The 22,158-nt window shown below is 43.4% G+C and carries 22 protein-coding genes; 7 read left to right on the top strand and 15 right to left on the bottom strand.

Annotated features, from left to right (window positions below; all coding sequences use genetic code 11):
- Positions 1 to 50: 50 nt before the first annotated feature.
- Complete coding sequence (locus tag JSY38_RS12900; RefSeq protein ID WP_205113530.1) at positions 51 to 1,457, bottom strand: amidohydrolase; 1,407 nt, start codon at positions 1,455 to 1,457, stop codon at positions 51 to 53.
- A gap of 122 nt (positions 1,458 to 1,579) precedes the next feature.
- On the opposite strand from JSY38_RS12900, the gene JSY38_RS12895 reads away from it, so the two are divergent.
- On the top strand, positions 1,580 to 2,512 hold the full coding sequence (locus tag JSY38_RS12895) for a hypothetical protein (protein WP_205113529.1): 933 nt from the start codon (positions 1,580 to 1,582) through the stop codon (positions 2,510 to 2,512).
- A 50-nt stretch (positions 2,513 to 2,562) separates the two neighbouring features.
- Here JSY38_RS12895 and JSY38_RS12890 read toward each other — a convergent pair whose 3' ends face one another.
- Positions 2,563 to 2,940 (bottom strand): DUF4870 family protein, encoded by a 378-nt coding sequence (locus JSY38_RS12890; protein WP_205113528.1) that lies wholly within the window; start codon positions 2,938 to 2,940, stop codon positions 2,563 to 2,565.
- Between the two features lie 165 nt (positions 2,941 to 3,105).
- Here JSY38_RS12890 and JSY38_RS12885 point away from each other — a divergent pair, with 165 nt between their 5' ends.
- Positions 3,106 to 3,582: a LabA-like NYN domain-containing protein gene (locus JSY38_RS12885; protein ID WP_114412416.1), complete on the top strand. Its 477-nt coding sequence runs from the start codon at positions 3,106 to 3,108 to the stop codon at positions 3,580 to 3,582.
- Between the two features lie 80 nt (positions 3,583 to 3,662).
- Positions 3,663 to 4,712 carry a GGDEF domain-containing protein gene (locus JSY38_RS12880; protein ID WP_205113527.1) on the top strand — a complete coding sequence of 350 codons (1,050 nt, stop codon included), beginning with the start codon at positions 3,663 to 3,665 and terminating at the stop codon, positions 4,710 to 4,712.
- 39 nt (positions 4,713 to 4,751) lie between these two features.
- Here JSY38_RS12880 and JSY38_RS12875 read toward each other — a convergent pair whose 3' ends face one another.
- The 10 genes from JSY38_RS12875 to JSY38_RS12830 form a co-directional block, all read right to left on the bottom strand.
- Positions 4,752 to 4,973, bottom strand: coding sequence for a VF530 family protein (locus tag JSY38_RS12875; RefSeq protein WP_205113526.1), 222 nt, complete (start codon positions 4,971 to 4,973; stop codon positions 4,752 to 4,754).
- Positions 4,974 to 5,091: 118 nt separating this feature from the next.
- Positions 5,092 to 6,228 (bottom strand): Gfo/Idh/MocA family protein, encoded by a 1,137-nt coding sequence (locus JSY38_RS12870; protein WP_205113525.1) that lies wholly within the window; start codon positions 6,226 to 6,228, stop codon positions 5,092 to 5,094.
- A 4-nt stretch (positions 6,229 to 6,232) separates the two neighbouring features.
- The gene (locus JSY38_RS12865) at positions 6,233 to 7,288 is read right to left on the bottom strand and encodes a sugar phosphate isomerase/epimerase family protein (RefSeq protein ID WP_205113524.1); all 1,056 of its coding nucleotides are present in this window, start codon (positions 7,286 to 7,288) and stop codon (positions 6,233 to 6,235) included.
- A 9-nt stretch (positions 7,289 to 7,297) separates the two neighbouring features.
- Complete coding sequence (locus JSY38_RS12860) at positions 7,298 to 8,437, bottom strand: Gfo/Idh/MocA family protein (RefSeq protein ID WP_205113523.1); 1,140 nt, start codon at positions 8,435 to 8,437, stop codon at positions 7,298 to 7,300.
- Entirely contained in the window at positions 8,434 to 9,198 is a 765-nt protein-coding gene (locus tag JSY38_RS12855; protein ID WP_205113522.1) for a sugar phosphate isomerase/epimerase family protein, read from the bottom strand. Before JSY38_RS12855 ends, JSY38_RS12860 begins: the two co-directional genes overlap by 4 nt.
- A gap of 38 nt (positions 9,199 to 9,236) precedes the next feature.
- Positions 9,237 to 10,310 carry an ABC transporter ATP-binding protein gene (locus tag JSY38_RS12850; RefSeq protein WP_205113521.1) on the bottom strand — a complete coding sequence of 358 codons (1,074 nt, stop codon included), beginning with the start codon at positions 10,308 to 10,310 and terminating at the stop codon, positions 9,237 to 9,239.
- Positions 10,311 to 10,314: 4 nt separating this feature from the next.
- Positions 10,315 to 11,208: a carbohydrate ABC transporter permease gene (locus tag JSY38_RS12845; RefSeq protein WP_205113520.1), complete on the bottom strand. Its 894-nt coding sequence runs from the start codon at positions 11,206 to 11,208 to the stop codon at positions 10,315 to 10,317.
- A gap of 9 nt (positions 11,209 to 11,217) precedes the next feature.
- A complete protein-coding gene (locus JSY38_RS12840; RefSeq protein ID WP_205113519.1) occupies positions 11,218 to 12,135 on the bottom strand; it encodes a carbohydrate ABC transporter permease in 918 nt (305 codons plus the stop codon).
- Positions 12,136 to 12,231: 96 nt separating this feature from the next.
- Positions 12,232 to 13,470: an ABC transporter substrate-binding protein gene (locus JSY38_RS12835; protein WP_205113518.1), complete on the bottom strand. Its 1,239-nt coding sequence runs from the start codon at positions 13,468 to 13,470 to the stop codon at positions 12,232 to 12,234.
- 170 nt (positions 13,471 to 13,640) lie between these two features.
- Complete coding sequence (locus JSY38_RS12830) at positions 13,641 to 14,630, bottom strand: LacI family DNA-binding transcriptional regulator (protein ID WP_205113517.1); 990 nt, start codon at positions 14,628 to 14,630, stop codon at positions 13,641 to 13,643.
- A 161-nt stretch (positions 14,631 to 14,791) separates the two neighbouring features.
- On the opposite strand from JSY38_RS12830, the gene JSY38_RS12825 reads away from it, so the two are divergent.
- Positions 14,792 to 15,079, top strand: a complete 288-nt coding sequence (locus JSY38_RS12825) for an HlyU family transcriptional regulator (RefSeq protein ID WP_114412419.1) — start codon at positions 14,792 to 14,794, stop codon at positions 15,077 to 15,079.
- Positions 15,080 to 15,097: 18 nt separating this feature from the next.
- Positions 15,098 to 16,108, top strand: a complete 1,011-nt coding sequence (locus JSY38_RS12820) for an alpha/beta hydrolase (protein ID WP_205113516.1) — start codon at positions 15,098 to 15,100, stop codon at positions 16,106 to 16,108.
- Positions 16,109 to 16,112: 4 nt separating this feature from the next.
- Here the strand turns inward: JSY38_RS12820 and JSY38_RS12815 are convergent, their stop codons facing one another.
- Positions 16,113 to 16,946 carry an SDR family NAD(P)-dependent oxidoreductase gene (locus JSY38_RS12815; RefSeq protein WP_205113515.1) on the bottom strand — a complete coding sequence of 278 codons (834 nt, stop codon included), beginning with the start codon at positions 16,944 to 16,946 and terminating at the stop codon, positions 16,113 to 16,115.
- A 231-nt stretch (positions 16,947 to 17,177) separates the two neighbouring features.
- Here JSY38_RS12815 and JSY38_RS12810 point away from each other — a divergent pair, with 231 nt between their 5' ends.
- A complete protein-coding gene (locus JSY38_RS12810; RefSeq protein ID WP_205113514.1) occupies positions 17,178 to 18,059 on the top strand; it encodes an MBL fold metallo-hydrolase in 882 nt (293 codons plus the stop codon).
- Between the two features lie 83 nt (positions 18,060 to 18,142).
- Here JSY38_RS12810 and JSY38_RS12805 read toward each other — a convergent pair whose 3' ends face one another.
- On the bottom strand, positions 18,143 to 20,239 hold the full coding sequence (locus JSY38_RS12805; protein WP_205113513.1) for a hypothetical protein: 2,097 nt from the start codon (positions 20,237 to 20,239) through the stop codon (positions 18,143 to 18,145).
- 200 nt (positions 20,240 to 20,439) lie between these two features.
- On the opposite strand from JSY38_RS12805, the gene JSY38_RS12800 reads away from it, so the two are divergent.
- Positions 20,440 to 20,784, top strand: coding sequence for a cupin domain-containing protein (locus JSY38_RS12800; protein ID WP_114412424.1), 345 nt, complete (start codon positions 20,440 to 20,442; stop codon positions 20,782 to 20,784).
- Positions 20,785 to 20,865: 81 nt separating this feature from the next.
- Here the strand turns inward: JSY38_RS12800 and JSY38_RS12795 are convergent, their stop codons facing one another.
- On the bottom strand, positions 20,866 to 22,026 hold the full coding sequence (locus JSY38_RS12795) for an amidohydrolase (RefSeq protein ID WP_205113512.1): 1,161 nt from the start codon (positions 22,024 to 22,026) through the stop codon (positions 20,866 to 20,868).
- Between the last annotated feature and the right edge of the window lie 132 nt (positions 22,027 to 22,158).

Here is a 22,158-nt window from a genome sequence, read left to right as displayed (position 1 = left end):
TTTGAGGTAAAAAGAGGTTTTTATCAAATCAGAAAAATCTCAAAAATGGCTTATAGAACTTCTTCACCATTCGCTATCACTGTATCTCGTACGGTTTGAGTATAGTCTTGAGCCTCTTTCAAGATAGCCGCTTCATCTACGGTGAGAATTTTTTTGTCTTCCATGAGGATTTTTCCATCGACTATGCTGTGTCGAACATCGCTAGGATAGGCCGAGTAAACCAAGGCAGAATATGGGTTATACATTGGCACCATATGTGGTGCTTTGGTGTCGACAACAATAATGTCCGCTAGTTTTCCAACTTCCAATGAACCAACGCGATCTTCCATATGCAATGCTTTTGCAGAGCCCATTGTTGCCATATCAATGACTTTAATCGGCGGCATAGCAGCACGATCTTGGTTTACTAACTTATGAACTTTAGCGACCTGACCAAACTCCGCAATCGTACTTAGGTTATTACCGGACATTGGGCCATCTGTACCTAAACCAATGCGTACACCTTCGTCATACATTTTCAAGGCTGGAGAAACACCTTTCGCCGATTTAATATTCGCGCTCATGTTATGCACCACGCCCATACCACTTTTTTTAACAAGCTCAATATCATGGTCGTCTACTAGGATCATATGAGCGCCAACTAAATGCTCATTCAAAGCACCAATATCATGCATGTACTGCACTGGGCTTTTACCATCTGCACGCGCTGCAATTTTTTCCTGCTCTGTGTGAGATTCAGCCAAATGAATCAAAACAGGAACACTTTTCTCTTTGGATAAATCCGACACTCGCTGCAATACTTCTGTCGTGTTGGTATAAGGCGCATGAGGTGCAAACGCTGGCGTAATACGTGGGTGATCTTTGTATTCTTCAATAAAGTTCAAAGCATAGTTAATGCCTTCTTCGGCATTTTTTGCATCGGCGACGGGAAACTTAATGACAGTTTCACCAAGCACAGCACGCATACCAATTTGATCGACTGTTTTCGCCACTTCATCTTCAAAGTAATACATATCAGCGTAAGTCGTCACACCACCACGTAGCATTTCAACGTTGCCGAGATTAGCACCGATACGCACCATATCGCGGGTGATAAGCTTGTTTTCAAGAGGGAAAATATAACGATGTAAACGATCTGGCACATCATCTGCCAAAGAACGTAAAACGCTCATAGATACATGTGTATGGGTGTTGATTAAACCTGGCATGACGATATCCCCATCCACATCCAACACTTTTTCTGCGTCAAACTGATCCGCTAATGATGCATCACCCACTGCTAATATTTTATTGCCTTTAATTGCGATAACACCATTTTGATAGAGTGTTTTGCTTTTATCCATGGTCAAAACGGTAGCGTCTTTGATTAGCAAGTCGACAGATTCTGCACCCCAAGATGGCACAGATAACGTCGTTGTTGCTAATACTGCCAATAAGACACTTTTTTTAAACTGCATTCGATTGTCCTTTATTAGATAATGTTCCAAGTTAGTCGTCCTTTAATAGCGACAACATTGCTCAATAATACCTGCATGTTTTATTCCAACACAGACACAAGCTGAAAATCTAGGATGAGAAATTGAATAATATCGGAAGCAAATTTAAGAACGGCCTTGGCAAAGCAGTAACCTACTTTATTTTACTCTCTTGTTTCGCTGTTTTAGTCATCTACGCAGTACAGCGCTTTGGTGGGGATTACGCTGAGCAAAAGATTCAAGAACAACTAGAACTATCTGGCCTCGCTCCTTTTGTTCATTATGAAAGTGTTCATCTGGATCCATTCACTCTGACGCCTTCACTAGAAAATGTTAGCTTTGGCAATGAGTTTTCCCCATGGCTAAGGTTTGCCAGAATATCTTTGAACAGTTATCCGATCAATTACCCAGATCTAGACGTGGATTTTTGGATTCAAGAAAGTCCAATAGACAGCCTATCCCGTGATACAAGAAACCTAATGCGCGCTGCTGGAATCGAAACCTTACTGGGTAAAGGCTCTTTTACTTCCAAGATTGAAGGCAACAAGGTTTCATCAAGCTTCGCGCTGGACATTAAAGATATTGGAAAGCTTGCTTGGGCGTCAGATATAAGCATATTAGATCAAAACATTGCGATGGATAATCTGCGTTCCGATGTTCTTGCCTCTTTTGCATTAGGCCAGCCAGAAGCGCTCCCCATCATCTATGGCGATGCCATTGAAGTGCGTTCTTTGAAAGTAGAGTACGAAGAGTCAGGGTTAATTGCTCACTTGGTTCCTAAATCAGCGATCTCAAGCGAGTCAACTGAAAACCAACTAAACGGATTGAAATACGCAAGTCAGGCTTTGGGGCTGGCACCAGCCAACTCAAAAGAAGCAGAGCTGATTGCCGAGGCGTTATTGAGGTTTTTAAAGCAACCAGAAAAGCTAACCCTGACGCTGTCGCCTTCATCAGCGATTAGCCTAAAAGAGCTCGCACTACTGGCAAACGAAGGTACGCTTTATAAAGACAGTAAGATGGAACTATCAACCAAGTAGAACGCTTATTTACAGCCCAAGTGCGTGGACAAATGGGCTGTAAAAAACGTCTAAAAAGGATTAAAAATTTCGCGATAAGATTGGTTAGAAGTCGCTCTGGCGATGCCTTTCACCATTCTGAAAATTGACCAAATCCAGACACCAAGCAACACAATATAACCAATAAAAAAGAACGCTAATATCACACCCACGACACTCCAGAAAATTCCCCACCAAAAAGTACCAATGATATTAGCGTAGTGGTCTTCAAAAAACGTGCCGCGAGCTTCGTCCGCTTTCACCATGGCCCAAATCGCACCAATAAACCAAAACACACCAGTAAATATGCCCAGCAGCATAAAAATATAAGCAATCACTACATTACTTTTAGCATTTTCCTCTCTTGGTGTTAGCGGTTTAAAGCGATTATCAGGCTCAAATCCGGACATATTCAAACACTCCGTTATTCAATAAAATTTTGTCTAATAAGCATAATGGGGATAGTTTGAAAATTATCGCCCTCTTCTTATCAGCTTTATGATTTCTTTTCACTACGAATACTTGTAACGTGGTCTTTTTCCGTTCTGTTTTCACCCATACTGCCAAGGAATACCATGACAAACGTGACGATTTTAGTCGATGTTCAAAATGTCTATTACACCTCGAGACAAGCATTTGGGCGTTCTTTCGACTACAACACTTTTTGGCAACAGGCCACAGAAGGTCGCAATGTAGTAAAGGCTATCGCTTACGCTATAGACCGAGGCGATGAGAAACAGCGTCAATTTCAAAACATTTTACGTGCGATTGGCTTTGAGGTGAAATTAAAGCCTTTTATTCAACGCTCGGATGGTTCCGCCAAAGGTGATTGGGATGTGGGCATTGCTATCGATGGCATAGAACATGGTAAAGACAGCGATGTGCTGGTGCTGCTTTCTGGCGATGGAGACTTCGATATTCTGGCTAAAACGCTCAGAGAAAAATACCAAACCAGAGTGGAAGTTTATGGCGTTGAATCCTTAACAGCACAGTCGCTCATTAATGCTGCAGATAGCTTCTCCCCTATTGATAACAAATTGTTACTAAAATAAATACAACATAGCTATATTTATAAGGGAGAATGTTGAACTCAAAATTTTGCATGCTTACATTATAGACACACGAAACCCAAATGACGAACACCAAAAATCCACACCTAATCGAAACAAGAGTCACGCTTCATAAGTGGCTAAGCCTTAGCACGGGGATTGTTCTCTTATTTTTCTGCTTCCTCAATTTTGTATTGCTGTATCAAAATGCTATTGCCTTAGTGGATGGCGTATTTGGCGTACTAAATTTGTACTTTTTTTATAAGGCCAACCAAGGAAGAATGAAGCGTTGGCACAATAATATGCTAATCCTTTCTCTTGCTTCGGCTGTTTTGTATGCCTTCTACTTTGCAGATATAAGGGCTGGGGCAGTATACTGGCTTTTGGTTTTGCCACCTTTGTTTTGTCTACTACTCGGAGCCAAACGAGGGCTATTCTGTACAATTCTCTTATCTTTTCCTGCTATTTGGATGTTATTCAGCAAATCAGACACGCAAGAATTTATTCCTTACCGATCCGTGCTTAACTTTGTCCTAGCGTATTTTCTGGCATACATGGTTTGTTATTTCTACGAAAACCAATACACAACAAGAGACAAAGCTTTACAAAAAATGGCCTTTCAAGACCCATTAACTGGTGCAAAAAACCGCCATGCACTAGAGCTTTTTTTTGAATACTTCAACAAGCAAGCAATAGACCCATTCAAAGAAAAGGCGCAAGAGCCACATTTACTGATTATTGATATAGACTTCTTCAAAAGCGTTAATGACGAGTTTGGTCATGATGTGGGGGATTCAGTCTTAGTAGAAATTACTGAACTATTACATTACTACGCGGACAAGCAGCAGGTTTATCGGATTGGTGGCGAAGAGTTTTTGATCGTGTTGCAAGATTACTCTTCTTCGGAAGCGTTCAGCTTTGCAGAGAGAATTCGTAGAAACATTGAGAATTCTGTTTTCCTATACCACGAACAAGATATCAAAATCACCGTAAGTATTGGTATTGCCCAACTGAAAAAAGGCCAAACCTTCAAAGAGTTTTTTAAAGTTGCAGATAAAAATTTATATTCAGCGAAGAACAAAGGCCGCAACTTGGTCCATCATGAGATGCTCACAATAGCAGAGCAACTTTAGCATTAATCGCAACTCCGCCTTCTCCAGTGAGTCAGGGTATTATTCACTGAAGGTTTCCAAAAAAAGCGCTTCAACCTTGTCTCTCGCCCAAGGCGTTTTGCGCAAAAACTTAAGACTAGACTTAACCGATGGATCGCTTTTAAAACAATTAATATTGATGCGAATAGCCAACTCTTCCCAACCGTAATGCTCCACCAGATCCGTGACAACCTTCTCTAGTTTAACGCCATGCAAAGGGTTATTAGCTTGTATTCCGACCATATCTATTTATTCCTGTGACTCAATTAGCAATTTAGCCGAGAGTATACAGCAAGCAAGAAAAAGCCGCTTATAGATATTGCGGCTGATTCCAATATTACGCTTTGCCTTCTTAAAGCAACTAATCGTCCAATGGAACCCAAAGACAATTATTTTGACTGGAATACACACTCGCGGCAATAAACCGCATTCCATGTAACCCCGTTGCCAATGTTGGTAAATTAGGGCTCTGAGTTGATGTAAGTAGCTGCTCAGCAAACTCACTGTATAAATTCGCAAACGCCTCTAAATAGCCCTCAGGATGACCAGAAGGAATACGAGAAACCGATGTGGCTGCTTCGCTTAGATAACCATTACCACGTCGGAGGCGTTGGCTTGGTTCTCCTAACACGGAATATGTCAGCTCATTAGGCGATTCCTGATGCCACTCAATACCAGCTTTATCTCCATAAATCCGCAATGATAAGGCATTCTCGTTGCCCGGCGCCACTTGGCTCGCCCACAAATGACCTTTGGCTCCATTACAAAAACGCATCAAGATATTGGCTTCATCGTCCAACTGACGCCCTTTCCCCCAGCTGGATAAATCCGCCAAGATTTCTTTCGCCTGAGTATTACCAACAAAGCACGCTAATTGATAAGCATGGCTGCCGATATCTCCCATACAACCAGCAATACCGGATTGAGCGGGATCGGATCGCCAAGTGGCTTGTTTGTTGCCGGTTTTCTCTAACGGTTCCGTCAGCCAGTCTTGTACGTATTCCACTTGAATAGAACGTATATTGCCCAACTTACCTGTTTTCACCATGGCTCGCGCCTCGCGCACCATGGGATAAGCTGAATAATTATGGGTTAATAAAAACTGCGCTTGGCTTGTTTCAGCGGCTTGATATAGCGCTTCCGCCTCTTCAAGAGTCGCCGTCAGTGGCTTATCGCAAATGACATGAATACCTCTTTTAAGAAACGCCATCGCCATCGGTGCATGTAGATGGTTAGGTGTCACGATAGACACCACTTCAATACCATCGCTACGCTCACTTTCTTGCTGCGCCATTTGCTCGAAATCCACATAAGATCGAGCAAGACCAAGTACCTGCGCTGATCGCTCTGCTTTATCTGATTGGCTCGATAATGCCCCCGCTACCAGCTCATAATGGTCATCAAGACGCGCAGCAAAACGATGCACTTCACCGATAAACGCGCCTTCTCCACCACCCACCATACCAAGACGTAAACGACGTTTGCTTGCTTCAGTCATAAAATCACTCCAGCCCCAACATTTTTCGGTTCGCTTGCGCGTCGATGCCACTGTCAGCAAAATCGTCAAAGGCTTTATCGGTTACTCGGATAATAAAGTCTTGAATGTGTTGCGCACCTTCTCGGGCACCCTCTTCAGGATGCTTTAAACAACACTCCCACTCCAAGACCGCCCAGCCTGCAAAATCATAAGCGGTGAGCTTAGAAAAAATACCTTTGAAATCCACCTGGCCATCACCGATAGAACGAAAACGTCCAGGACGATCTACCCAGTTTTGGAAACCACCGTAAACGCCACATTTGCCACTCAAATTCAGCTCCGCATCTTTCACATGGAACATCTTAATTCGATTATGGTAATGATCAATAAAGGCCAAATAATCCAAATGCTGCAACACAAAATGACTAGGGTCATAAAGAATATTGGCCCGAGGATGATGATCCACTTCATCGAGAAAACGCTCGAAAGTCACACCATCATGAAGATCTTCACCGGGATGAATTTCATAACAAAGATCCACACCAGCCTCATCAAACACATCAAGAATTGGCTTCCAGCGCCGCCCCAGTTCAGCAAACGCCTCTTCTACTAAGCCTGCTGGTCTTTGTGGCCATGGGTAAAAATAAGGCCACGCCAAAGCACCAGAAAAAGTTGCATGAGCCGTCAGACCAAGACGTTTGGACGCCTTGGCGGCCATTTTAAGTTGCTCCACCGCCCACGCTTGGCGTGCGGTGGGGTTGCCTCTTACGCTCGGATCTGCAAAGCCATCAAACGCTTCGTCATAGGCCGGATGCACTGCCACCAGCTGACCTTGTAAATGCGTAGACAATTCCGAAATTACTAAGCCGTGTTTCGCTGCTGTCGCAGTTAGCTCGTCACAGTATTCTTGACTGTTTGCAGCTTGCTCAAGATCCATTAAACGCTTATCCCAAGTAGGTACTTGCACACCTTTATAACCCAAAGAAGCCACCCAGCCACAAATAGCATCAAAGCTATTAAAGGGGGCTTCATCACCAACAAACTGCGCTAAAAAAATAGCGGGGCCTTGTATCGTCTTCATAATTTCCTCCTAGAAACAAGCAGCAAGCAAAGCTTTAGCTGCCTCAGGGTCAAGCGCGCGGGGACGATCACAATGGGTGGTCATCTTGATGGATTGTCCACTCTCACCAGACGCCAAAATCGCCGTCATTACTTCCACACCATGTAAAGCTCTGTCCAGCGAACACATATGATCTCGTCCCATATGGATCGCCATTACCATTTCTGCCAAACCTGCGGTGCGATAATTAGCCTTTGCTAGCTCGCCATGAATTTGATTTGGCACGCCAAATGGGTGATCCCATACTTGCAAAGGCGTTTCACGACCCTCTTGAATCAGCGATACTTTTCCGCCAAAAAAGTTGGGATCAGGCAAATACATAGAACCTTTACTACCGTATAACTCCATATGGGAATGTTGATGGGCTTGCACGTCCCAACTAGCCCCCAAGGTAATAACTGCACCATTTTCAAACGTTAAAATAGCGTGAATGGTCGTCGGTGTTTCTACGTTTATCATCTCGCCAGATCTTGGTTGGCTGGTGATCTTGCGTTGTTTACTCGGAATTACTGTTTTGGCAATCACCGACTCCACAGGGCCTAATAATTGAATTAAATTAGCAATGTAATAAGGGCCCAAATCAAGAATAGGGCCTCCGCCAGCTTTAAAGAAAAAGTCCGGATTTGGATGCCAGCTTTCCATGCCGGCACTCATCACGTGACAAGTACCAGAATACACCTCACCAACTTCGCCCTTATCTAACAGGTGTCGTGCAAACTGATGGGAGCCACCCATAAAGGTATCTGGGGCACTACCGACTTTGAGGCCATTTTTTAGTGAAAGCGCTTTCATTCTTTGACCTTCTTCAAGGCTCAAAACCAAAGGCTTTTCTGAATAAACATGCTTGCCAGCTTCTAGGGCCTGCATACTCACTTCATAATGCGCAGCAGGAATCGTTAAATTGACAATAATATCAATATCTTGAGAGGCTAATAATTCATCTACAGTGCGCGATTCAATGCCATATTTCTGCGCTTTAGTTACCGCTAATTCAGTATTTAAATCCGCGCAGGCTAAAATTTTGAAACCACAAAACTGCGGCGCTAAAGACAAATAGCTGTCGGAAATATTTCCGCAGCCAATCAACCCAACATTCAAAATAGTTTTCATACTGTTGCTCCTTTTACTAAGGCTTGCGCCCCTCTTAGGGCTCGATTGGCAAAGCGCGATAAATCATTAGGGTTATCATGCTCCATCACAAACGCATTGGCTGGTGTTGAACGCACTACTGGCCACCAGTCTCGCCAAGGTAAAGTTCCGTGGGTAAAATCTGCCCAGCCATCTTCATCTTGGCATTCACCTTCGGGTGCAATGTCTTTTAAATGCACAGCACAAATTCGGTCACGATACATAGTTAGCCACTTAGCAGGATCCTGCCCTCCTCTGACCACCCAAGACACATCCATTTCCCATTTAATATTCGGGCCGCCTTCTAGAATCAACGACATTGGCAAAGAGCCATCGGCTAACGGTTCAAACTCAAAATTATGATTGTGCCAACCAAATTCAAAGCCAGCATTGATGGTTTTTTCTCTAATAGCTTCTAAGCGCTGCCCGAATTCAAACCAACCTTGTGCACTATTTGGGCGCTGGTCAGGCATAATAAAGGGACAAATAATGGTGTGCATATGTAGCGTCTTAGCAATATACAAAGCCTGCTGAATATTGTTTTCCAACATGGTTAAATCAAAATGCCCGGTTGGCATAGTCAATTGATGTTTTTCTAATAAGCTTTTCAACTCATCCAATTGACCATACAAACCACCATAACCTTCCACTTGCTGATAGCCAGCTTGGTGTAAAAGAGCAAAAACTTCATCGAGAGATTTAGTATTACGGGCGCTATAAAGCTGAAATGAAAATTCGTTCATATCGTTTCCTTTTTATTTTTATTGCAATGACTGTTGGCTTAAAGCCGCACTTCACTTTGCTTCGAAAAGAGATGAGCTTTTTTCGGATCAAGATAAATATCGACGTCTTCATCCCATTTAAGCTGATGATCTCCATGAACTTTTACCGACCATTTACGACCCATAAAATCAAACCAAACAATGGTTTCATCCCCCATTGGTTCTAAGATATCAATCTTGGCGCAAGTCAACTTCACATAACCCTCGCGAGGCTCAAGCGCCAAATGCTCAGGGCGAATTCCCAAAAAAGCGTTCTCGTCATGATCGCCTTGATTAATAAACTCATAACCTATTAAGTTGACGCGGTAATCTTGATAAACAAAGTTTTCGCCAACGACACGACCTTCCAATAAATTCATGCTCGGCGAGCCAATAAATTGCGCGACAAACAGGTTACAGGGTTTATGATAAATATCCGCTGGCGTACTTAATTGCTGGATTTCGCCGTCCTTCATGATGGCAATGCGATCAGCTAAGGTGAGCGCTTCTACCTGGTCATGAGTCACATACACCATGGTATTTTTTAACTGCTGATGAAGGCGTTTTATCTCTACTCTTAAGTCTGCTCGTAACTTGGCATCCAAATTCGACAAGGGTTCATCGAATAAAAAGACATCCACATCTCGAACTAATGCTCGACCTATCGCCACCCTCTGACGCTGCCCGCCAGACAATTCAGACGGTTTTCGATGCAGAAGCGGCTCTATTTGCAAAATTTTAGAAGCACGGTCGACTCTCTCGCGGATCTCATCTTTTGGCATGCCTTTTACCTTCAAACCGAAAGACAAATTCTTTTCCACTGTCATCTGCGGATACAAAGCATAAGACTGAAAAACCATACCGATTCCGCGATCTTTAGGCTCTTCCCAAGTCACATTGCGATCATTGATCCAAATCTGCCCAGCAGAGATATCCAATAAGCCAGCGATGCAATTAAGCAAAGTCGATTTACCACAACCTGAAGAGCCCAGCAGAACCAAAAACTCCCCTTTTTTAATATCAAGATTAAGCTGTTTTAAAACATGGGCATCTTGATACTTAAGATCCAATTCTTTAATAGATATACTGTTCATAGTCTTACCCCTTCACCGCGCCAGCCGCTATGCCACGCACAAAATATTTGCCAGACAACAAGTAAATAGCCAACGGAACTAACGCCGTAAGAATTGTTGCGGCCATATTCACGTTGTATTCACGTACACCAAATGTGGTTGCCACTATATTGTTCAACTGCACGGTCATTGGTAAGTTCTCTCGACCAGCAAAAATCAAACCCAATAAGTAGTCATTCCAAATTCCCGTAGTTTGTAAGATCACCGCGACCACAGTCACTGGAATGGATAGCGGCATCATAATTTGAAAGAAGATCTGCCAAAAATTTGCGCCATCTACTCGCGCAGCTTTAAATAATTCATCGGGTAACGATGAAAAATAATTGCGAAATAACAAGGTCATGATCGGCATACCAAAGATGGTGTGAATCAAAATAATCCCAGTTAAAGAACCATAAAGCCCCATCTCGCGAAGGAAAATAATCAGCGGAAAGATCACTACTTGAAAAGGCACAAAAGCCCCGAACAGCAGTAGACCAAACAACAAATTAGAACCCTTGAAACGCCAGAATGACAAAGCATAACCATTGATCGAACCTATGATGATAGATATGGCCACGCTTGGAATGGTGATCTTCACTGAATTCCAAAAACCTGTTTGAATCCCATTACACTCCACACCAGAACACGCCTCACTCCAGGCTTTTACCCAGGCTGCAAAACTTGGGTCGCCAGGTAACGAAAAAAGCTCCCCTAAGCGAATCTCAGGCATGCCTTTTAGCGATGTAATCAACATCACGTACAAAGGAATACAAAAGAAAACGGCAGCACTGAATAAAAATGCATAAACGCCAAGCCGTGAGACTGTGGTTTTTTTCGGTTTTGGCCCATGTGGACCAGTTAATTGAATCTGTTCCATGATCGACTCCTAATGTTTGGCTGGACGAACATATTCGCGATAAATCCAGGGACCAATCACCAAGAGCACAGGGAGCAACATCATGGTTGCCGCCGCCATCCCCAAGCCCACATTGCCACGGGCTGTAATGTGATCAATAACGAACTTCGCAGGCATTTCCGTCGACATACCAGGGCCGCCACCGGTTTGCGCGACAATCAGGTCATACACTCGCACGACACCAACGGCTAGCAATACGACGGAGGTAATCATCACTGGTCGCATCATTGGCAAAACGATAAAGAGGTAGGTTCTCCACGTTGGAATACCATCCACACGAGCCGCTTTCCAGATTTCGCCATCAATGCCTCGTAAACCTGCCAACATCAAAGCCATAACTAGCCCAGACGACTGCCAAACGGCGGCGATTAATACACCATAAATTGCGTACTCTGAGCTGACTAATGGGGCGAACTCAAAAGACTCCCAACCCATACGCTGCACGACATTTTGAATCCCCAAAGAAGGTTCCATCATCCATTGCCAAACCAGACCCGTTACTACCAAAGACATGGCATAGGGATAAAGAAACAAAGTACGAAAACCACTTTCAAAGCGTACTTTCTGATCAAGAAACACCGCCATAAAAAAGCCCGAGATTAAACACAAGGCAATAAATAGCACTCCGTACAGAAATAAGTTTTCGACAGATACCACCCACCGAGACGTTCCCCAGAGGCGTTCATATTGGTCTAGTCCGACCCAATTAAAGTTTGGAAACAAGCGTGATTTCGTGAACGAAAGCATCACCGAATAACCGACACAAACCACAAATACGCCAATTGCAACAATCGCCATGGGGGCACTTGCTAATAACGAAGAAATTTGAATTCGTTTCGTACGTCGCGGGGTCGATACTTTTGCTGTATTAGCCATAGTCTCTTCCATCTTAAACTCCTTTTGAAACGCAAGAATTGACCGCCAGTACTGCATCTTCAGCACTAAATACTAGAGAAAACTGGTGGTTATTCTGATTATCGAAGGTTACTCAGCGTCTTCGATGATGCCTTTGAAAATGCTAAGTGCATTGTCGACAGACATACTTGGCTCGTTCCAGAAAGTAGAGACTAAATCTTGAACCTGCCCATTCGTATCTTCCGTAATGTAATTATTTGCAGGTGTAATAGTCGCTTTGGGGTCATCCAACAAAGCAAGACCTTTTTTCATACACGCATCAGCCACTTTTAAGTCAACATCGGCACGTACTGGCAAAGAGCCTTTAGTATTGTTAAATTTTGCTTGAATAGTTGGACTCAACATCATAGAAGCTAACTTCATTTGTGCCGCTTCAAGATCTTTATCTGAGGATTTAGGAAAGATGAATGCATCGCCCCCAAGGGTAAGAGAAGGTCGTTTAGCGGGTCCCGGAATACAGCCGTAATCGACTTCGGCGACTTTTCCTGCCGCGGCAAACTCACCACGAGCCCAGTCACCCATTACTTGTGCAGCCGCTTTGCCAGTGATAACCATGTTAGTGGCATCATTCCAATTTCGACCAGGCGCCCCCTCATCGGTAAATTGTCGTAATGCACCAAAAGTTTCAAACACCTTACGCATTTTATCGCTACTAGCAGCCTTTGGGTCCTTATCTTTCCATACCCTGTTCCAGAATTTTTCACCTGTCACGCCAATCATCACTACATCAAAAACATGGCGCTCCTGCCAACCTTGCCCGCCAAAGGCCAAAGGAATATACCCTGCATCACGAATTTTAGGCGCGACAGTCAAAAACTCTTCCCATGTATGAGGTTCTTTCACTCCAACATCGGCAAAGACTTTCTTATTCGTCCAAAGCCATTGATTAGAGTGAATATTGACGGGTACACAATAAATACCGCCATCTTTCATACAAGGATTTAAGATACTGGAAGGACGAATAAAGTTTGTCCAACCTTCTTTTTCAGCAACCGGAGTGAGATCTAGGAGAAGACCTTCTTCAATCAATTCTTCGAACTGACGAGAGGTATTGAATTGTGCGGCGCCCGGTGCATCACCGCCTAGAATGCGCTGCATAGTAAGTGCTCGCGCGTTTTCGCCTAATGCGACAGCGGTGTCCACCCACTTGTCGTTACCCAGTTTATTAAATTCCTCGGCCAACACAGTAACGGCTTTTTGTTCTCCGCCAGATGTCCACCAATGAATCACTTCAACATTGGCAGCTTGGACCGACGCACTCATAAATCCTGCCCCTATTGTGGCAGCAAACAGTTTTTTACCCATCATATTATTTTTATCCTCTATTGGGTTTTTGTCCTCAAAACTTCCTTACGAAAGACTTGAGTTGAAAACGGTAAAACTTGAAATGAAACCGCTTACATGAACAAATATTAGACAATAATATGACCCCGTCAATACTTTTTACTTATTTGTTTTTTATAGTATGGATGTTTGACCTAAGCTGATTGGCGAACGATTAGCTCTGGAGAAAAGCTGGTTTTTACAGGAAATTGAGTATCATAAACACGGTTTAAAAGCAGATATGCTGTGGCTTCAGCCATATCGTATAGCGGCAATTTTATGGTGGTAATACTTGGGGAATAATACTTAGACATGTCAAGGTCATCAAAACCTATGATTGCGATATCTTCAGGGACCTTAATACCTTGCTCAGCGCATACATGCAGCGCTCCCATCGCCATAATATCATTGGCAAAAAAGATTGCCGTTGGCCTATCTTCACGCTCTAAAATAGATTGCATATGAGTCATACCGGAATTTGCACTAAAGTTGCCTTCCAGTTGAAAATGCAGATCCATATCCGCGTTTTGCAACGCTTTTTGGCAACCTAAATATCTCTGATAGGCATCATGCTTCCATAGTGGACCAGTAACCGTCGCGATTTTTCGATGACCTTTATCAATAAGATATTGGACCGCCATTTCACCACCCGCAAAGTTATCGAAAGTAATATGATGACCTTCACCACCGGGAAAAGTCTGGTTCAAAACAAAGGCAGGACAGCGTAAATTAATTTGTGATATTTCCTCTTCTGATAAAAAATTAGTAATAATTACTAATGCATCAACTTGACGCTTAATCAAAAATTCAACCGCATCACGCTCTCCCTCCAACGAGCCATTGCCACTAGCGATAATGACATGACGATCGCCACCACGTAGGGCCTTTTCAACACCACTTGCCGCTGGTCCGTAGTAGGCAGTATCGATACGAGACGCCACCAAACCAATGGTGTAAGTTTTATTACTGGCAAGAGATCTAGCCGCCTGATTAGGGCTATAAGATAGTGTCTTAATCGCTTCTAACACACGAGATTTCGTCTCTTCTTTAACTGGAACCACGCCACTTAACACTCGGGAAACAGTAGCTTTTGACACCCCCGCGAGGGTTGCAACTTGGTTAATCGTACTCATCGTTTTTTTCAAGCTAATATCCTAGGAAAAAGAAAATGCCAAAAAGTTATTATACTTCGACAGAAGGATTATCCTGTGGTAATTCTGTAATCGGTTTAATTAAATAATACGACGGTATTTGACTATTACAATAAATCCCCGAAAAATAGAGAAAAGTATAGGAGAATGTATTAATGGGTATCTTATCTAGCCTTAAAGGGCTATTTGCTGGCGGCGAAAGCGCACCAGAAAAAACAGAAGACGTCGTAGAACACAAAGGCTTTTCAATTGTACCAGCACCGATGAAAGATGGTGGCCAATACAGAGTAGCTGCAACCATTACCAAAGGTGAAGGCGAAGAGCAAAAAATACATAACTTCATTCGCTCGGATTTAATGCCAAGCCGTGACGAATGTATCGAGATCACATTACGCAAAGCCAAGCTTACGATTGATCAACTTGGCGATAGTATTTTTAAATAGTTGATAAATAAGGCGATTATGAGTGCACCTATAGGACAACACTGGAAACAGGTTAATGACTTTGAAGACCTATTAGGTGCCGACTTTAGAGCACGCACCTTTGCCTTTGCTGGGCCAAAAACACAAGTACACACAACTCTAATTAATCACCTTGGTAACCCATCGGCAACCAAAGCCATATTATACGTACATGGCTACACGGATTATTTCTTTCAAACAGGATTGGCCGAACATTTTATTCAGCTTGGCTACCGTTTCTATGCAATTGACCTCCAAGGCTATGGACGCTCCATTCGCCCTTCGACACCGCCAAACTGGTGCGAGTCCCTTGAACAATACGGTCAAGATTTAGACATTACCTTGGCTACGATGAAAGCAGATGGCGTTGACGATATTGTCATTTTAGGACACTCAACTGGTGGCCTTGTCGTATCAACTTACTTATCCCAGCCCTATGCTTTACCAGAACGAGAAAGCTACTATCAAATAGCCTTTCCCACTATCAGCGGCTTGATTTTAAACAGTCCATTTTTGGCATTACCATTCCCACCAGCCGTTCTTAAGCGCATTAGCTGGCCCATTCGAATCTTAGTATCACTGCTGCCCTTTTCTTATTTGCGCGCCAAGAAATTTACGCTGTATGCCAAAACAATACACAGTACATTCGGTGGTGAATGGGATTACCGATTAGATTGGAAGCCTGCACAAGGTTTTGATTTATCCTTCCATTGGCTTAGGGAGATTATTATTGCGCAGCGTAATTTAGCAAATCAGCGCATAACGATTCCAACCTTACTATGTCGTTCAGATAACAGTACAATTGGCAAAAAGACGATTGAAGAAACTCAGCAAGGTGATGCTGTGTTAGACATTGACAGCATGCAAGCTGCCGCAAACAAAGCCTTCGACAACCTATCGACAGCCATCATACCGAAAGGCTTTCACGACCTTTATTTGTCTCATCCACCAGCTCGAACTGCCTATTTATCAGCAATAACAAGCTGGCTAGAAGCACAAGATAACACCTAGAAGGCTAAGCACCTTGACGTCGCATCACCCAGTCTAATAAACAGGTTGGCAGCAAACGCCTCATAATAACAGCCCCATACGTTGGTAAAGTTACGTAATAACGCGCTTTGGGGCGAGTCGATTCCAAGGCATGAATCAATTTTTCAACCACCGCACTGGCTGGCAAGGTTTGCGATGAGGTCACGCCCTCTTTGCTCAAACGCGCAATCGCTTCCGCATAACCTTTTTGGTGACGGCTGTTCTCCATATCAATATTGTCTTGCAGAGCAAGCAAAGCATTGGCACGAAATCGACTTTCAATGGGGCCAGGCTCAATCAAACTCACTTTTATCGGCGTATCCGACAACTCCAAACGCAAGGTATCGGTCAAGCCCTCTAAAGCAAACTTACTGGCGTTATAAGCACCACGGAACGGCGCCGCAACCAAGCCGAGTACAGAGCTATTATTGACAATACGACCGTAGCCTTGAGCTAACATGATTTTCAGCACTTTGGTTGTGAGTTCATGAGTACCAAAGAAATTACACTCAAACTGTGCTCGCAAGGCTTTCACTGGCAAATCTTCCACTGCGCCAGGTTGTCCGTAAGCACCATTATTAAATAAGGCAAACAGCTGACCATTAGTAATCGCCAGTGTTTCTTGCAAGCCCTTTTCTATTGAAGCCGAATCGGCTAAATCCAACTGAACGACGTGTTTGATGCCTTGAGCTTGTAATGCATACACATCGTCTTGTTTACGACAACTTGCTACCACAAGAAAATCACGCTCTTGAAGCATTCTGGCGGCTTCTAGGCCAATCCCTGTGGAACAACCTGTGATAAGAATAGAATATTGCATTGCGATTCCTTAGAAGAATAATCGTTGTGCTTTCGATGGTACCAAAATGCCCTGCAAAGAGCTTTCATCTTGATTCCAATCGGCACTGGATTATTTCAATTCATACTTATCGCATAATGAGATAGTGTTTTTACAAAAAAATCACGCATATATAGGCAACATACGTTATATTAGATAAATATAATATACTTATTACAAGGAATGAGTAAATAACGAATACTGAGGTGAATAATGACAACGAATCTTCATGACAAGACCAAGGTAAAAGCATTTTTCGATAAAGACTCCAATACCTTTTCTTATGTGGTTCAGGACCCGACCTCTTCTAGCTGCGCCATTGTCGACAGTGTATTGGATTTTGACTACGCCTCTGGCGGTACATACCACAAAGGCGCTGACGAAATTATTGCGTACGTCACCACGCACAAACTAAAAGTGGAATGGCTAATCGAAACTCATGTCCATGCTGACCACTTATCTGCTGCACCTTATATCCAGAAAAAGTTAGGTGGAAAAATAGGCATTGGCGCCCAGATCACCAAGGTACAAAAAACCTTCTCCCAAGTATTTAATGAAGGCGCAGACTTTTTACACGATGGTTCTCAGTTTGATTACTTGTTTCAAGATGGGGAAACTTTCTACATTGGTGAAATGCAATGCAATGCTATTCACACACCTGGCCATACGCCCGCGTGCTTTACTCATGTTATAGGAGATGCTGTCTTTGTAGGCGATACCTTATTCATGCCAGATGCTGGTACTGCACGTGCTGACTTCCCTGGAGGCGACGCTGGCGTGCTGTATGATTCCGTACAAAAGATACTAGCCTTACCTGAAGAACACAGAATCTTTATGTGCCATGACTACTGCCCGAATGGTCGTGAGTTGAAATACCAAACAACAGTAAAAGAGCAGCGCGAGTTAAATATCCACGTCAAAGAAAGTATCAGCAAAAAAGCCTTTGTTGAATTACGTGAGACGCGCGATAAAACATTGGCTATGCCTCGCCTAATCTTACCTGCGCTGCAAATCAATATGCGAGCAGGACATTTGCCGAAGCCAGAAAACAATGGGTTGTCTTATCTAAAAATCCCACTGAATGCGTTCAAATAAAACTGAATAAGTAACTCCATAAGCGCACTAAATCGTAGGTGACTCACTCAGTGCCACCTACGATCATTAGGGTTTTATAGAGATTATTTTCGAGTGTAGCGATACAGCGTCTTATACTCATCATCTTGTAGGCAATAAAAGCTATCCTCTTTCGCACCCAGAATCTGACAAGTAAAGTCGACATCTTCCTGTTGTTCCCACTCACTATCGCAGCTACTACGGTACTGGCTCTCGCTACCTGTTTCTTCGATCATACCGAAAGCATACTGCCATTCGAAACGACTTTCGTAAACATTACAGCTGTTCGCTTCATCTGTATCAATAAATGTACCGGCACCATCTTCATTGAATGTTTCAACACCTGCCGCAACCCACTTACACTGCTCATTTAGATACTCAATATTGAAGCTACTGAGCAGATCTTTACGACTAATATTTTTGAATTTTGCCAAGTCTTTAAAATACATAGACCAAGAACTTTCGTAGCCTTTGTCATTAAATCCTTCACGAATATTTAAATTAAAGGGCACACTAGTAAGCGCAGCTGAAACAGTATATAGATCGGTACAGTCTTGACCCATATTGGCACCTAGTTGCCCTAGGTTCATGGTCAAATCACCTAACTTGGTACTGTCCATGGCAATGGCAACCATTCCGTTCTTGGTCACCTCCTCCGTAGTTAACTGCTCAGCTACTTGCTTACTTTTCTCTCCAGTATAAGCGACTAAATGTTTCCCTTTAATCGCCACAAATGTATCCATCGGTAAGCCGCTGTCAGCTAAATTCACCGCGCTTCCGTCGGTTGGAATCTGAATACCACGAAGTATAGGAATATACTGAGCAGCAAGTGCTGCCAATACGTCTGGCTTCTCACTGGTAATAGTTGCAATGGCATCGTAATTGGCACCAATTTGGCTACTTTCATTCTTTTCTACATCAAAAATACCGAAACTCACACCAGATAAGTTCTGCGCCATGCTAGTAAATACAGAAAGTGCTGCAGGGTTCTGTTCACGAAACTTTGCTTGCGCCGTAAGTAATGGTTCACAGCTAAAGTCAGCTGTTGTGAATTGGCGCCACAAGCTCGTTAGCACAGGCGAAACCATATCAGATGACACACCCACACCTAACCCAAGAGCCAAGTCGCTACTGCCATTCAAATAGCTTGGGATAAAACCACGTAATTTATTCAACTCACCAAGAATATTGGCATTTTTAATTTCTAATGCATAAGAAAAATCCAACGCCATGTCATCACCCTGAACGTCATAGTGATTAACACCAAAGACAATACGAGGCGCCCCAGACACAATATTGACGATGTCGGCTTTACATTGCATTTGTGCAGCACTCAACTCTGGTAAGTCATCACCAATCAATGCTCTTACTTGTTTATGAGTGCGAGAATCTTTATCTAAGATCGCATTTGCGATGTTCTGCAAATTCATATAACCATGGGAAGCAGCTAAGAAGTTATAAGCCTCACCATCGTTCTTCCAACTATCAGCAGGCATAGGCTGCGCAGGTTTCGCTAAGGCAAAGCGCTGCTCTTGCGCTACTTTATCTTCTTTTTGCGATATAACCGCTGTAGTAAGCACTTGATCCTTGATCATAAAACCAAGTTTCAACACGACGTCATCTTTATTTACTAACTCAACCGTCGTTAACGTCTGACCACCAATCGTCTCCGAACCAAGAGTGACATCCGTTTCTTGCGCTGCTTGTTTTATCAGCGTTAAAAACGTGTCCTCATTTTCTAACGCTATGCGCGCAACAGGAAAAACCCCATCCAGATAAATAACACTCGCGCCTTCAATATCAAGACCATAATGTTGGAATGTTTCTAAACCGCCATTATGCGCTACGTCGTAGTAGTCTTTCACCAGCCAATTAACAAAATCCAAGCCCTTACTGGGAGGCAAAGATTCGAGCAACTCCATTACAACTTCGGCATCGCCGTTGCCTTTCAACTGCGCCATCATCTCATCAGAACTGGTGACAAGTTCTTCATTCGAGACACCGCCTAAGAAAAGCGCCGTGTCAGCAGGGACATATTCAATCATACTGTCGATCGAATTGTCTTTTTGGAACCAGCCCAACACATCCAAGTTAAAGCCAAATGCCGCAGCGGAAGACAGACAAGCCACAACAGCTGCCGATTTAAAAAACGTTCCTTTCATTGTGAATCCTTCAAAATGCATTAAATGATATTTAAAATCATATTTTAAAAACGGTTTAATTTTAGCGTTAAACAGTACGAAGAGCCATGACTGCTATCCACTACTGTTTAGAGGCATTTATGACGTAAACAGACAAATCTCTAACTCATCACAACCCTACAATGGTTCTCCTTTAACTCAATCTATAATCTGGAGCTACTATGTCTGACTTTATCACCGTCATGCGTGAAACCTGCCCTACTCCTGTGGTAAACGCAACAAAATGGACTCGTATTGGTGGCGATCCGCATACAGTAAACCTAAACGCTTACCTTTCAGAAGATGGCAGCAAAATCATGGGTACTTGGATTTGCACTCCAGGCAAATTTGAAGTGAACTACGATAAATGGGAATTCTGTCACTTCCTAGAAGGCTACTGCATTATCACCCCTGAAGGCGAAGAACCAAAACACCTAAAAGCAGGTGATGTATTCGTTATTGAACCAGGTATGAAAGGCACTTGGGAAGTAGTAGAAACCGTTCGTAAATACTTCGTATTCGCTTAAATCGCTCTTCAAAGTAGTCGTTAACAAACGTATCTCAATAAATGCCAGCAAATAGTCGTTTCTGTCTGCTGGCATTTTTTACTAACGGCCACCATCCAGACCATTTAACTGACGAATGATATCCAGAAACAAATCACGACCGACAGGAAGTAACCCATCGGGAAAGTCGTAATCAGGGTTGTGTAATTGCGGGCTAGCTTGCCCTGCGCCCAAGGCGAACATAGCACCTTCCTTGGCTGTCGCGGTAAACTGTCCAAAGTCCTCCGACCAACGCATTGGTTCATCTAATAATACAAAAGGCGTTTGAGTGTTATCACAAGCACAGACGACCAAATCACAGCCTTGTTGAGAGTTCACGCTAGCTTGAAACACATCATCGTATTCAAACGAAATACTTAGGTTTTCACTCTTTGCCACAGTTTGAGAAAAACGTTCAGCTTCCTCTACCAAGGTTTGCATACCTTCATTACTTTCACTGCGCAACGTCACCATAACCACCGCATCGCCCGGCGCTGTACCAAAGGCAATTTCACCTAGCTTGGCGTGAATAACCGTTACCCAATTTCGCCCTGTGGTCTCTTGTTGCGGAATCTTTGCTGGCAGTGAGTTTAGCTCTTGGATAATTTGGCACATGGCATTGGCAGGACTGACGCCATTTTCGGGATGCGCTGCGTGGGAAGTTTTGCCTTTTAAATGGATAATCATCCCCCGAGACGCACAATTAAACGTACCCGCTCGTACCGCTACCTTGCCCAACTCTAAGCCAGGATAATTGTGCAATGCAAAAGCATAATCCGGAAGAAGAGCCGCAAAACGCGCATCGTTTACGACTTGAATCGCACCCATACCAGTTTCTTCTGCTGGTTGAAAACACAGCACAACACGGCCTTTTTGCGGGCGATGTTTCGCCAATTCTGCACCCAATGCAGTCACTATACTCATGTGCCCATCGTGACCGCATTTGTGAGAAACGCCTTTAACCTGTGAGCGATGTGCAAAGCTATTGGTTTCTTCAATCGGTAAGGCATCTAACTCACTACGAATTAAAGTAGTTGGACCACTTTCAGCTCCATTGAATACAAACGCCAGACCCGTTCCGCCAAGATCGGTGATAACTTCATCCGCAGAGAAAGCCTGAAACTCTTCGAGAATTCGAGCCGCCGTCGCTTGCTCTTGATTAGACAACTCAGGGTTCTGATGAAGGGTTTTACGTAACGCGATTAACTCATCAAAAGATTGCATAGTTGGGCCTGTTAATTAAGATATTACGAGTGACTTTTGTTGCCGTCATTCCAGTCATCACACATATCAAGATTGTCAAACTTATAAGGGAATTGTACACATCAAAGAGAAAGCATAGGACAAACGTATTTT

This window comes from Marinomonas foliarum, assembly GCF_016906065.1.
GTDB lineage: Bacteria > Pseudomonadota > Gammaproteobacteria > Pseudomonadales > Marinomonadaceae > Marinomonas > Marinomonas foliarum.
This window is presented reverse-complemented; position numbering and strand designations above follow the sequence as displayed.

Bases quoted from the DNA above. Each gene is read 5' to 3' on its own strand.
- JSY38_RS12900 (WP_205113530.1), bottom strand. From the start codon at position 1,457: ATGCAGTTTAAAAAAAGTGTCTTATTGGCAGTATTAGCAACAACGACG.
- JSY38_RS12890 (WP_205113528.1), bottom strand. From the start codon at position 2,940: ATGTCCGGATTTGAGCCTGATAATCGCTTTAAACCGCTAACACCAAGA.
- JSY38_RS12885 (WP_114412416.1), top strand. From the start codon at position 3,106: ATGACAAACGTGACGATTTTAGTCGATGTTCAAAATGTCTATTACACC.
- JSY38_RS12880 (WP_205113527.1), top strand. From the start codon at position 3,663: ATGACGAACACCAAAAATCCACACCTAATCGAAACAAGAGTCACGCTT.
- JSY38_RS12875 (WP_205113526.1), bottom strand. From the start codon at position 4,973: ATGGTCGGAATACAAGCTAATAACCCTTTGCATGGCGTTAAACTAGAG.
- JSY38_RS12870 (WP_205113525.1), bottom strand. From the start codon at position 6,228: ATGACTGAAGCAAGCAAACGTCGTTTACGTCTTGGTATGGTGGGTGGT.
- JSY38_RS12865 (WP_205113524.1), bottom strand. From the start codon at position 7,288: ATGAAGACGATACAAGGCCCCGCTATTTTTTTAGCGCAGTTTGTTGGT.
- JSY38_RS12860 (WP_205113523.1), bottom strand. From the start codon at position 8,437: ATGAAAACTATTTTGAATGTTGGGTTGATTGGCTGCGGAAATATTTCC.
- JSY38_RS12855 (WP_205113522.1), bottom strand. From the start codon at position 9,198: ATGAACGAATTTTCATTTCAGCTTTATAGCGCCCGTAATACTAAATCT.
- JSY38_RS12850 (WP_205113521.1), bottom strand. From the start codon at position 10,310: ATGAACAGTATATCTATTAAAGAATTGGATCTTAAGTATCAAGATGCC.
- JSY38_RS12845 (WP_205113520.1), bottom strand. From the start codon at position 11,208: ATGGAACAGATTCAATTAACTGGTCCACATGGGCCAAAACCGAAAAAA.
- JSY38_RS12840 (WP_205113519.1), bottom strand. From the start codon at position 12,135: ATGGAAGAGACTATGGCTAATACAGCAAAAGTATCGACCCCGCGACGT.
- JSY38_RS12835 (WP_205113518.1), bottom strand. From the start codon at position 13,470: ATGATGGGTAAAAAACTGTTTGCTGCCACAATAGGGGCAGGATTTATG.
- JSY38_RS12825 (WP_114412419.1), top strand. From the start codon at position 14,792: ATGGGTATCTTATCTAGCCTTAAAGGGCTATTTGCTGGCGGCGAAAGC.
- JSY38_RS12820 (WP_205113516.1), top strand. From the start codon at position 15,098: ATGAGTGCACCTATAGGACAACACTGGAAACAGGTTAATGACTTTGAA.
- JSY38_RS12815 (WP_205113515.1), bottom strand. From the start codon at position 16,946: ATGCAATATTCTATTCTTATCACAGGTTGTTCCACAGGGATTGGCCTA.
- JSY38_RS12810 (WP_205113514.1), top strand. From the start codon at position 17,178: ATGACAACGAATCTTCATGACAAGACCAAGGTAAAAGCATTTTTCGAT.
- JSY38_RS12805 (WP_205113513.1), bottom strand. From the start codon at position 20,239: ATGAAAGGAACGTTTTTTAAATCGGCAGCTGTTGTGGCTTGTCTGTCT.
- JSY38_RS12800 (WP_114412424.1), top strand. From the start codon at position 20,440: ATGTCTGACTTTATCACCGTCATGCGTGAAACCTGCCCTACTCCTGTG.
- JSY38_RS12795 (WP_205113512.1), bottom strand. From the start codon at position 22,026: ATGCAATCTTTTGATGAGTTAATCGCGTTACGTAAAACCCTTCATCAG.